14 protein-coding genes are annotated in these 10,948 nt (G+C 36.7%); all 14 read left to right on the top strand.

What is annotated here, in order from left to right; all coding sequences use genetic code 11:
• Positions 1-224: 224 nt before the first annotated feature.
• Entirely contained in the window at positions 225-1,130 is a 906-nt protein-coding gene (locus DES35_RS03930; RefSeq protein WP_125039343.1) for a hypothetical protein, read from the top strand.
• A gap of 194 nt (positions 1,131-1,324) precedes the next feature.
• Positions 1,325-2,005 carry an LA_2272 family surface repeat-containing protein gene (locus tag DES35_RS03925; protein WP_211306531.1) on the top strand — a complete coding sequence of 227 codons (681 nt, stop codon included), beginning with the start codon at positions 1,325-1,327 and terminating at the stop codon, positions 2,003-2,005.
• Positions 2,006-2,176: 171 nt separating this feature from the next.
• On the top strand, positions 2,177-3,160 hold the full coding sequence (locus tag DES35_RS03920; RefSeq protein WP_114365842.1) for a hypothetical protein: 984 nt from the start codon (positions 2,177-2,179) through the stop codon (positions 3,158-3,160).
• A 210-nt stretch (positions 3,161-3,370) separates the two neighbouring features.
• Complete coding sequence (locus DES35_RS03915) at positions 3,371-3,673, top strand: nucleotidyltransferase family protein (protein WP_114365841.1); 303 nt, start codon at positions 3,371-3,373, stop codon at positions 3,671-3,673.
• Positions 3,663-3,998 carry a HepT-like ribonuclease domain-containing protein gene (locus DES35_RS03910; protein WP_114366017.1) on the top strand — a complete coding sequence of 112 codons (336 nt, stop codon included), beginning with the start codon at positions 3,663-3,665 and terminating at the stop codon, positions 3,996-3,998. The genes DES35_RS03915 and DES35_RS03910 overlap by 11 nt, the downstream gene beginning before the upstream one ends.
• A 162-nt stretch (positions 3,999-4,160) precedes the next feature.
• On the top strand, positions 4,161-4,391 hold the full coding sequence (locus DES35_RS03905) for a helix-turn-helix domain-containing protein (RefSeq protein ID WP_114365840.1): 231 nt from the start codon (positions 4,161-4,163) through the stop codon (positions 4,389-4,391).
• A 63-nt stretch (positions 4,392-4,454) separates the two neighbouring features.
• Entirely contained in the window at positions 4,455-5,159 is a 705-nt protein-coding gene (locus DES35_RS03900) for a hypothetical protein (RefSeq protein WP_114365839.1), read from the top strand.
• A 3-nt stretch (positions 5,160-5,162) separates the two neighbouring features.
• Positions 5,163-5,807, top strand: a complete 645-nt coding sequence (locus DES35_RS03895) for a hypothetical protein (protein ID WP_114365838.1) — start codon at positions 5,163-5,165, stop codon at positions 5,805-5,807.
• Positions 5,808-5,994: 187 nt separating this feature from the next.
• Entirely contained in the window at positions 5,995-6,540 is a 546-nt protein-coding gene (locus tag DES35_RS03890; protein WP_125039344.1) for a hypothetical protein, read from the top strand.
• A 168-nt stretch (positions 6,541-6,708) separates the two neighbouring features.
• On the top strand, positions 6,709-7,548 hold the full coding sequence (locus DES35_RS03885) for a hypothetical protein (protein WP_125039345.1): 840 nt from the start codon (positions 6,709-6,711) through the stop codon (positions 7,546-7,548).
• A 442-nt stretch (positions 7,549-7,990) separates the two neighbouring features.
• Complete coding sequence (locus DES35_RS03880) at positions 7,991-8,653, top strand: hypothetical protein (RefSeq protein ID WP_114365835.1); 663 nt, start codon at positions 7,991-7,993, stop codon at positions 8,651-8,653.
• Entirely contained in the window at positions 8,643-9,335 is a 693-nt protein-coding gene (locus DES35_RS03875; RefSeq protein ID WP_125039346.1) for a hypothetical protein, read from the top strand. The genes DES35_RS03880 and DES35_RS03875 overlap by 11 nt, the downstream gene beginning before the upstream one ends.
• Before the next feature lie 186 nt (positions 9,336-9,521).
• Positions 9,522-9,929 carry a VOC family protein gene (locus DES35_RS03870; RefSeq protein ID WP_114365833.1) on the top strand — a complete coding sequence of 136 codons (408 nt, stop codon included), beginning with the start codon at positions 9,522-9,524 and terminating at the stop codon, positions 9,927-9,929.
• A gap of 4 nt (positions 9,930-9,933) precedes the next feature.
• Positions 9,934-10,347, top strand: coding sequence for an SRPBCC family protein (locus DES35_RS03865; RefSeq protein ID WP_114365832.1), 414 nt, complete (start codon positions 9,934-9,936; stop codon positions 10,345-10,347).
• The last annotated feature ends 601 nt before the right edge of the window (positions 10,348-10,948 follow it).

Here is a 10,948-nt window from a genome sequence, read left to right as displayed (position 1 = left end):
CTAACAGCACCTACCCAAAAGGCGGGGTTTTGTGCTATAAAGACAGATTTGTGGTGAACGAAACTTTTGTACTTTTAATCAACATTTGTGGTGAATCGCCCGCCCTTCGGGTAGCTGCAAAACGTTAGCGGTCATTGCAAAAAAACCCGGTGGACAATTTTCCACACAATATTTTTAGGCAAGTGCCGTTGGACAATTTACTAACTAACAATAAAAAAATAAAAATGAAAACAACCAACATTTTATCAGCCGTTATTTTGCTGACAGTTTCTTTCTCCGTTTTCGGGCAGGAACAACAACCAAAGACAATAAATAAAATCAGCATCCACGACATTTACATCCAGACAGGTTTTTTTTCAGAGCGTAATACTAACGGGACACTTTCGGACTTCAAGACACTTGCCCCTCAATCAGTTTTATTGAACAACAATATGACGGATTTTTCTCAATCGGGCGGTTTTAGTTTGACAAGTAATACTATGTTTTCAGTAATGTTGGGGCTTCAATTCAGCGACAAACAAAAAACAATTTACAAAGCAAATCCGCTGTTACGACTTGGCATTAGTTATTTTTCTGGGACAACTTTGACAGGTGGTTTATACAAGGAAGACCGTAAACCTTATGACACATTAACATCTACTCAAACAGGACAAACAGTTTATATTGACTCCATAACTACAAAAAATTACAGTATGAATTATTCATCGGAACAACTTCGGTTTGACGGCTCACTAATTTTTAGAACTAATCCAGAAGCCCGCTGGTCTATATTTACTGGTATAGGCATTACGGCTGGACTTTCCATTAACGCCAACACGGATATTTATTACAGCAACTATGGCAGGACAGAAACTCGTTACGCAAATGGCAACACTTCTTCCTCATACGGTTACTCAAGTTCAGACAACAGCAAAACAGAAAAATTTAGAAACAAAAGTAACTTTGGACTTTCATCCTACATACCAATGGGAATTGACTTTAGAATAGGAAAGAAAAAAGAATTTTGGAAACGGACACATTTGTTTTATGAGTTAAGACCAGGCATAAACATTACATCAATTCCTGAACTGAGGACAATTACTAATGCAAGTATTCAACACGGACTTGGACTGCGAGTTTCGTGGAACTAAAAAATAGTTGGACGATAAAAAAGAGCAACGAACCGCTAACACGGGTTTTGCGTTAGTGGGCGGACAGTGCGAATAGGAACATTTGAGCAATTAATTAACTTTGGTGCTGGCAGACAGTTTTCGGTTTCAAAAGCCCACCAACGCAAAGCCCGAAACCGTTAGCAGATATTGTAATGAAACAGACCGCAAGCATATTGACCATACTATTTTTTATCTTGACAATTAGTTCATATGGACAAGTTGACAAGAGAAAAAATTATTTCCCTATTTGGACTTTTCATAAGGACAGCATAAACATCCACGGTATTTCTATCGGACTTTGGTCTTTCAATAGTGAACCGCGATTTACGAATACGAACGGAATTAAAATTGAGCTAATTGGTGTAGGAATTGGAATTCCCTTAATACCAAGAAGTCCAATTGTAGAAACTGACAGTGCATTCATAAAGTTAAAACAAGAGCCTTTATCTGAAAGAATAAACGGATTAAATTTATCTGCATCAGGTTCTGCTTGTCACTGTTTGACAAATGGGTTGACGGCAGGATTTATTGGGCAAATACATTTTCAAGTAAATGGTATCTCGACATCTCTTTTTATGAATTTTACACAGAAACATAATGGAGTGATGACTGCTTTATTTAATGACGCATATTATATGAACGGACTACAAATTGGACTTGGAAATAATGGATTTAAGACAAAAGGTGTTCAGATAGGCGGTATAGGGAACTATGCCAAAGAAATGCAAGGTGTTCAAATAGGACTTTATAACAAATCTGAAAAATTTAAAGGTATTCAAATAGGACTTTGGAATGTAAATCAAAAGCGAAAACTACCTTTGATAAATTGGAATTTTAAACGAGACACTGAATGACGGACGAAAGAACAACATCTGCTAACAGCACCTACCCAAAAGTGGCGGTTCAGTGGTTAAATCAAGCTTTGTGCTTTTATCAAAGTTTCTGCTTGGTTGACAGTGAAGTGCTTCGAAATCGCCACCTTCGGGTAGCTGCCAAACGTTATGTGGCATTTTAAAAGAACGACAATGAGACAGATTTTAATCATATTTTTTTCAGTTTTGACACTCTGTTCTTGTCAACAAAAGACAGCGGACAAAAAACAAAATGAAATTATTGAGAACTCAAATGACTTTGAAATAACATTTGACACTTTGAATATGTCAATTGACGGCTATTTGCGAAAAGCTGTTCTATTTCGTGACAACTTTTACGGAGTTTTTGAAACAGACAGAAAGAACACTACACAGAGTTTTAAAAAAATGATTGTGTTTGACACAAAAGGGAATTTCATAGAAGATGTATTTATTCCAGAAGAAATCCAAGATATGCCCCATTATGACCTTGTAGTAGAAAATGACAGTTTATACATAAAAGAGTCACAGTTTGAAAAATACAATTTTGTTTTAGGTGCTTATGTAGCCGACTTCAAAAAAACCAAGACAAAGGAATTGATATTTTATGAAGATGAATTTTATGACATTTATGCAACCTGCAATGGAGAATGGGGCGGGACAATTTATTTTAAAGACAGAAAAACAAAAGAAAGTTATGAAGCTTCTTCGACTTGCCCAATCGTAATCAACAAAATTGACAACGAGTATTTTGTAACAAATTTTATGGGACATATGATGGGCTTTGCAAGTGTATTAAAAATTGCAGACCCAACTAAACTTGAAAAATCAGACTTTAATTTTGAAAGACACGAAGGTAGTCGTCACGACAAAGGCATAGAAGTTCTTTTGGACACATTGGATTTTTATATTCCGACTTCATTTGTTGCTGACAAACAATTATTTCATTTATATTCTGACGACAACGGAACTTACATAGGTAAAATTGAGAACAAAAAAATGAAACAGATTTATAAATTTGATTTCATTTTTTATGCTCACTTTAACCAACATTTGGACAATGGGAAACAATTACTGACTTGCAATTTTAAGGACAGCGAAAAAAGCGGACTTTTGATTATTGACGGAAAGAAATTCAAATTTTACCGACAGAAATGAAAAGAAAAACGCCACATAACACGGGTTTTGCGTCAGGCGGGCTGACGTGCAAATTTGGAGCTTTGTGCTTCTAATGAACTTTATTAATAAATTGAAGCTTTGTGCTCCGAAACCCGCCCGAACGCAAAGCCCGAAAACGTTGTGGGTAATGCGAGAAGTGCGGTTAAAAATAGACGAAAAAGAAGATCGATTTTTGCTATATTTGCATGTATGAAAGAATTATCAAAACATATTGACCAAATCAAAAAACTTTGTTCACTTTACAAGGTTAAGGCTCTATATGCTTTTGGTTCCGTGACAACAGACAAATTCAGACCTGACAGCGACATTGACCTTATTGTTGACATTGAAGAAAAAGACGCTCTATCGTACTCTGACAGTTATTTTAATTTTAAATTTCAGGTAGAACAGCTTCTGCAAAGACAAATTGACCTATTGGAACAAAAGTCAATTAGAAATCCTTACTTAAAGGAGCAGATTGACAAAACAAAAGTTTTAATTTATCGAAGTTGAAATTAAGACTTGGCTTGCTGACATAAAGCAAGCAATAACAGAAATAAACCTGTTCCTGCCTGACAAGAAAGACTTCTACGCTTTTCAACGTGACCTAAAAACAAAAAGAGCGATAGAGAGGAACATTGAAATAATTGGTGAAGCAGTTAATAGAATTATTAAAGCCTATCCTGAAATTCCTATAACAAACGCAAGAAAAATAATAGACACAAGAAACAGAATAATTCACGGCTATGACAGCGTATCCGAAGACATTATTTGGGCAATAGTGGTTAGGGAGTTAGGAAATTTAGAAACAGAAGTTGACAAATTATTGAAAAAATAAGCACTACCCACAACAGCCGTTTGCCGCAATGGGGGCTGACGTGGTTAATTCAAGTGCTGTGCTTCTATCAACATTTGTGCTTGGCTGACAGTGAAGTGCTCCGAAATCCCCCACTGCGGCAAGCGGCAAAACGTTATAGCCTATGCTAAAAAGCCGACAACAATGGAACTATCTGAAAGAATTAGAAAAATCCGAATGGCATATAATTTGACTCAGGCAGATGTTGCTTGTAGACTAGATATTGCACCTTCTAGTTATGGGCAAATAGAAAGAAATGCAATAAAGGCTTCCTGCCAAACGCTTTTAAAAGTGGCAAATGCCATAGGAGTTTCATTGACTTTTCTTGTTGACATCGAATCAAGAAATTTTGTTGAAGACAAAAATACAGGTTAAAGCCTGTTTTTAAATTCATTGTCTAGGAATATTTTTGTTCAATTAACTTTAAATTTTATCAGTATGACACCACAAGCAAAACAAACAGCAACTACATTTCTTAGTAGCGTAAATTTCATCTTACCAGCTCTACCTCATGATGAAGAAGTTCCTAAACTCAAACAACTTGTATTCACATCATCTGACTCATGTGGTAGTTTTGGACAGTGTGACGAATATTTAAGGATTGCAGAGCGTTCTGAAGTTTTCGGGCAGCCTCAACAAGTCATAGATTTTAACATATTACGAGGTGAACGTTTTAACATAATCGGCTTAAACACATTAGACCGTGCTTTAGAGCATATTAATGAAATTGTAGGTGTAGATTTAGGGAATGAATTTGACATTCCACCAATGGAAGTTGAAAAATACAATAATTTTCTAGCCGCATTAAAAGATGACCTTGCAGATGTGGATGTAAAAAAAGAAGATTCTCAAATTATTCTAGACATATTCAACGAAGTTGTTAGCGTGTATCAGAATGGTGGCGAAAATGGGTTAACTAATTATATAAAACTGAAGTTAGAAGAGCTTCACAACTATAGAAGCTCAGACAATAAAGGAAGGGTGAGCAATTTGCCTTGGTGGAAAATTGTTGCAATTGCAGCCCTAATTGGCATAGCCATATTTGTTGTAGTTAGGTGTTTTAGGAGGAACAAGTGTGAATATCTAGTAAGAGATTTTGCATATTTAGCACAAGGCATTTATTACCTCGTTAAACTTTGCTAGAATATGGCTAATTTAAAGCATATACTAATATTCTTATTCATTATTGGTTTAGAAACCACTAGTGTCAATGCACAATTGAGTGATTCTCCACTTCAGAAAAATTTTTTTGTATTAAACTCATCTTTATTTGTTAATGAAGCAAGTTTGAACTCCGAAAAAAGTCAACTTATTGGCAGTGGACACTCGTTTGCAATTGACTATCGAAGACTAATTATGAATAATGAAAGAGGGTCAATATACGCTCTTATAGGTATAGGTGACTTCCGAATGGGGTATTCAGGATGGATTGACAATAGCGGTGTTATTGAAAGTTTTAGTGCGACAGAACGTTACACTATGCTAAGTGGAGGGTTTGTTGGTTCATTAAAATCTCGTCAAAACCCACTTGACTTTTTGGACTTAGAGATGAGCTTTGCCTATTGGAGATTGAACAATCAAAGTTATTTTGTAAATGGCACAAGCATATTCCCAAAGGCAGAATCCAGACTTTCACTTATGTTTTATCCGAATTATTCTAAAGTTTTTGGCAATGTCAAATTCAGCATCGGGCCATTTGCAAACATTGATTTGGCAGAATTTAATGAAACAGGCAAGCCATTTGACTTAGCATTATTTGGTCTTAGACTTGGTTTAGGAATAGGATTATAGACATTGAAACGATAGAAAGCACAGGCTATAACAGCAGTTTTGCGTCAGGCGGGGTTTCGTGCTTCGTTTGACGCATTTTTGCTTATATTTAAGTTTGATTCTTCGTATAAAAATTAGTGCTAAAATCCCGCCCGAACGCAAAGCCGCAAAACGTTATGTGCAACCCTAAACAACGACACAACAGACAATGAAAAAATCAGACATCTACGAAATTTCAATTAAAATACTCGGACTTTATTTGTTCTTTACATCTATTGGTTTGTTGCGTGACGTGCTGACAACATTCGCTGTAATGACACAAGCAAAACAAAATCCAGACGCATTTGGCGACTTTGACCAGACACCTTTTTTCATTTTGAGTATTGCCAACTTTACGTTTGTAATTCTATTTGCAGGGTTTATGACATTTAAAACCAAGACAATTACGAAGCTTGTTTGCAAACCTACAGACTACGAAGAGACTTCATCTTTATTCGCAGACAGAAAAGTAATTTACGAATTAGCTCTTGTAATTATGGGACTTCTCATAATTCTTTGGACACTTCCTGACTTTGCATTTAAGGTAAAAAACCATATTCAACTTGTTCAAAGTAATATGCCGACCAAAGACTATGACACTAATTTTATTATTACATCAGCTATTAAAATAGTTGTTGGACTAATTTCAATTATTTACGCAAAATCTATATCGACAATTTTAATAAAGGTCGACAAAAATGGACAGACAGAATAGAAGGGCAGCACATAACAGCACCTACCCAAAAGGCGGGGTTTTGTGCTATAAAGACAGATTTGTGGTGAACGAAACTTTTGTACTTTTAATCAACATTTGTGGTGAATCGCCCGCCCTTCGGGTAGCTGCAAAACGTTATATGCCACTTTAGGTCGACACACAGAAACAATGAGCAAGACAATAACCATATTGACATTAGGACTACAAATCGCTTTGACTTTCACTGCGACTTTTTGCATTTATATGGTTTTCGCACTTCTTGACAGTGACTTTGGTTTTGACGGACTTTTTGGACTTGTAATTTTTCAACCAATTATTGCAATCATTCTTTCAGGCTTGACAATTTTTGTTTGCTTAATCGTAGGACTTCCAATTCGACTTCACAACAAACTTAATTCTTGGTGGACAACAAATTTTTATGTTTCACTTATCGGGACATTTATCGGGCTGACTTTTCTTGTCTTGGCATTGCTTCCGAATTTTAGCGAAACAGTAACCCACGACCTTAACGGAGAGCCGACATTAAAACAAATTCCAAACTCATTATTTTCAATTACAGGTTGGCTGTTGACAGCTTTTTCAGTGCTACACATTTATCCGCCAAGACAATTAACCGAAAGAGCCAAAGACTTTTTTCAAAAAGCGTTTAAAGTATCACTCGTAGTTATTGCTTCGTTGACAATAACAAGTTGTAACAGTTCGAGTAAGACGACAGAAAAACCAACATTACTGCGAGCAGACCGAGAAGCTCCTTTGGGATGGATGTCACTTCGTATATACAATGACAGCACATTTAATTTGACAAGCCACGGACTAAGAAAACAATATTCTAAAGAGTATTTAGGGAAAGTTATAATTACAAAAGACACCCTTTATTTTAATTACAATGACAGCATTCCTAAAGCAGGTTCGACAGCAGTTTACAATGACAAAGTTGTAGGATTTATTGACGGAGAATATCCAGAACGACTTGAAATACGAATGACAAAACTTGCTGATAATGAATAGAAAAGCGGCATATAACAGGCGTTTGGCTCAATGGCGGGTGACGTGGTTAATTGAACATTCTACCCCGCATCAACTTTTGTGGTGTATTGACAGTTTAGCGCTCCGAAATCCGCCACTGCGCCAAGCGCCAAAACGTTGTGGCTCATTTTAAATTTAGGATATATGACCAATTTTCTAACTTACCAAGAAAGACTAGACTACTTATTACTTTTGGTGACACAAGGTAATACGGGTTCTCCTGCCTCGCTTGCAAATCGTTTTGGAGTTTTTAAAAGGACTATCAAAAGGGTGATAGATGTATTGCGCCAGAAAGGTTATCATATTTCATATAGTCGTAAATTAGAGTCTTATCAAATTTTAACAAATTGAAATTTTCGAGGTCATTTTTTGTCCCTGAGTGGTTTTAGTTTTGTCACATTGTTTAATTTAAATCTTTACAGTTATGGCAAATTATGTAGAATTCAAAGGTCTGAAGCATTACCCAATAGGTGATGCAGAACTTTCGTTGGAAAACGAAACTCTTGTGATAAGTAATTTTGGCTCGGATGGTCAAAATGGGTATCAGGTAAAGTTTGGTGATATTTCACAAATCAACACCAAATATGCTCCTTACGACTTTAATGAAGCTACTCATCAAAATTTTAAAACCATTTCATCTTCTGAAGATGGAGATTCTTTTACAAGTAGTGAGTTAGCTTTTTATAAAGAAGGAGGTAGTATTTATATGGCAGGCAACAATTTAGGAAATGCGACAAATATTGTTGCTAAAGCCTACTTAAACGGTGAGGTAATACGAGAGTGGAATCCAACGGACAATTTACAGGCTGCTGCAGCTGCTGTTCCATGGTGGGCTGTTGTTTATGTTGTGACTCATGCGACAGTTTACTACGAAAAGACTGTTGAAGGCAATAAAGAAAGACATGAAATAGGCGGCAATTGGCGTGGAAGTAAATCAATTGTACAAGACAATGAAGGTAACGAGTTTGAAACGGATAGAGTTACCTTGACGTATGAGTTTGATGTGGTAAATCCAAACACAACCACTTCATTAGAGCTCCGTGCATCAAATATTGAGTCTTTAACAATTGATGATTATGCTCTTTAATATTTGTATATTTAGAGCAGTAATAGGCAAGTTCTTGCCTATTACTGCTCTATTTTTTAGCTTTTCCTGTGGCAATAAGCCTATGTCATGCTTTAATGATAAATGTTTGTATTTGCCTGAAAGTCATTCTATTTACGATGCATTTTTTGTAGAAAAATACAAGGACACCACTTATTATGAAATTCAAATGTTTACGAAAAAAAGTAAATTTTTATTTCAAAATAAACTAAAATACATTATTGAAAGAACCCCAAATACAACCTTTCCTGAAAAGTTTTTATCTGAGAGTACCACAGGCTTTATTGAAACAAAGGAAAGAATTTGGTTGCACCCACCACGAACCGCTCAATTCAAATTTATCACCCAACTCGCCCCGTACCCAGAAGTTCTATTACCAATAAACATAGGTGATTCGATTACAGGAAACATAAATATGCTAGGTAATTGGGGCGACTGGTCTGGCAAGTCTTCCGAATTTTATTTGTATGTAGAAAAAGATTCTTCATTAGTATTAAATGGTAAACTTGATAATATTTATATTTTAAAAGGCTGTGGGACCATTCAGTCAGATACTTCATGCGTTAAATATTTATTTTCATTTACCTACGGTTTTATTTATGCAGACTATAAAAATAACAAAGGGCAGCAATTTTTAATGAAGAGAAGTAAATTAAATATCTAGTAAACAGGTAAATAAAAAAAACGAGCCACAACAGCGTATATAACTTATGGCGGGAAAGTGGTAAATTCAAGTTTTGTGCTTTTAAATAAGTTTGCTGCAAGCTGACAAGAAAGTGCTTCGAAAACCGCCACAAGTCATATACGCGAAACGTTAGCACCAATTTTAAAACGACAAAAACAACATAAAATGAAAGTAAAATCAATCTTCGTAAATCTTCCAATCAAAGACCTTAAAAAGACAAGAGACTTTTGGACAAAACTCGGCTTTTCCTTTAACGAACAATTTTCTGACGACAAAGCATTGTGTTTAGTTCTCAATGATGGACTAATTTATTGTATGCTTATCACTCACGAAATGTTCAGCACATTTACCAACAGACCAATTGCAGACGAAACAACTACACAGGTTTTGATAGCAATTCAAGTTGACAGCAGAGAACAAGTTGACGAAATAGTAAAACTTGCTATTGAAAACGGTGCGACACGATACCGTGAAAGTGCCGACCACGGTTGGATGTATTACGACTGTTTTGCTGACCTTGACGGACACCAATGGGAAATAATGTTTACTGACCCAACACAAATGCAACAATAAAATTATGACACAAGAAAAAATAACAATTAGAGCAACTGTTGTTGCTAATAAACAAAAAGTTTGGGATTATTACACGCACCCCGAACACATAAAAAAATGGAACTTTGCTGACCCAAGTTGGCATTGCCCGACTGCAACAAACGATATGAAAGTTGGTGGACGATATGTAGCACGAATGGAAGCCAAAGACAAAAGTTTTGGTTTTGACTTTGATGCTATTTATACAGAAATCAACAAAGGAGAGAATTTTACTTATGAGTTTGGTGGACGACTTGCAACTGTTGAATTTATAGAAACAAATGGACAGACAGAAGTAATAGTAACCTTTGACCCTGAAACAGAGAACTCGATTGATTTACAAAGACAAGGTTGGCAATCAATCTTGGACAACTTTAAAAAATATACAGAGACAAACTGATGGACGAGAGAAAAACTGGTGCTAACACGGGTTTTGCGTCAGGCGGGCTGACGTGCAAACTTGGAGCTTTGTGCTTCTAATGAACTTTAGTAATAAATTGAAACTTTGTGCTCCGAAACCCGCCCGAACGCAAAGCCCGAAACCGTTACGGCCAATGCGCACTTTATGGCTGCCGCTGGTGCCGCTGAACAGGACTAACCCAACACGCAAAAGCCTGAACGCATTTCCCCGCCAGCTTGCCTGTATTGAAATCCTGGCGCCCTGTTGAACCAGCCGACCCGCAAGATTTCGTTTCTTAAAATAGTACCGGACTGATTTACGGTCTTCGAAAATCCTCAACAATGCTGCCGCTGGCAGGACCGACAGGACGCTGCCCAACCCGGTAAATCCCGAACGCATTTTAAGTCCGCTCCTGCCACTGACCACCCCCAGCCCGTTGACCCGGCCAACGCACGGGCGGGCGGTTCACGCAAACAGCGACAGGTAAATTCCAAGCAACTTTCCGCTGGAAAAAACGCTATCAATGTGCGCACAGGCCATAACAATGTGCATATTGCATGGCGGGGGACTCTTGGATATTTCGCACATCTCTCCTATCTTC

Source organism: Schleiferia thermophila (genome assembly GCF_003337435.1).
In the GTDB taxonomy this organism is placed as follows: Bacteria; Bacteroidota; Bacteroidia; order Flavobacteriales; family Schleiferiaceae; genus Schleiferia; species Schleiferia thermophila.
This window is presented reverse-complemented; position numbering and strand designations above follow the sequence as displayed.

Excerpts from the sequence above, each read along its gene's own strand:
- DES35_RS03930 (WP_125039343.1), top strand. The coding sequence starts at position 225 with ATGAAAACAACCAACATTTTATCAGCCGTTATTTTGCTGACAGTTTCT.
- DES35_RS03920 (WP_114365842.1), top strand. The coding sequence starts at position 2,177 with ATGAGACAGATTTTAATCATATTTTTTTCAGTTTTGACACTCTGTTCT.
- DES35_RS03915 (WP_114365841.1), top strand. The coding sequence starts at position 3,371 with ATGAAAGAATTATCAAAACATATTGACCAAATCAAAAAACTTTGTTCA.
- DES35_RS03905 (WP_114365840.1), top strand. The coding sequence starts at position 4,161 with ATGGAACTATCTGAAAGAATTAGAAAAATCCGAATGGCATATAATTTG.
- DES35_RS03900 (WP_114365839.1), top strand. The coding sequence starts at position 4,455 with ATGACACCACAAGCAAAACAAACAGCAACTACATTTCTTAGTAGCGTA.
- DES35_RS03895 (WP_114365838.1), top strand. The coding sequence starts at position 5,163 with ATGGCTAATTTAAAGCATATACTAATATTCTTATTCATTATTGGTTTA.
- DES35_RS03890 (WP_125039344.1), top strand. The coding sequence starts at position 5,995 with ATGAAAAAATCAGACATCTACGAAATTTCAATTAAAATACTCGGACTT.
- DES35_RS03885 (WP_125039345.1), top strand. The coding sequence starts at position 6,709 with ATGAGCAAGACAATAACCATATTGACATTAGGACTACAAATCGCTTTG.
- DES35_RS03880 (WP_114365835.1), top strand. The coding sequence starts at position 7,991 with ATGGCAAATTATGTAGAATTCAAAGGTCTGAAGCATTACCCAATAGGT.
- DES35_RS03875 (WP_125039346.1), top strand. The coding sequence starts at position 8,643 with ATGCTCTTTAATATTTGTATATTTAGAGCAGTAATAGGCAAGTTCTTG.
- DES35_RS03870 (WP_114365833.1), top strand. The coding sequence starts at position 9,522 with ATGAAAGTAAAATCAATCTTCGTAAATCTTCCAATCAAAGACCTTAAA.
- DES35_RS03865 (WP_114365832.1), top strand. The coding sequence starts at position 9,934 with ATGACACAAGAAAAAATAACAATTAGAGCAACTGTTGTTGCTAATAAA.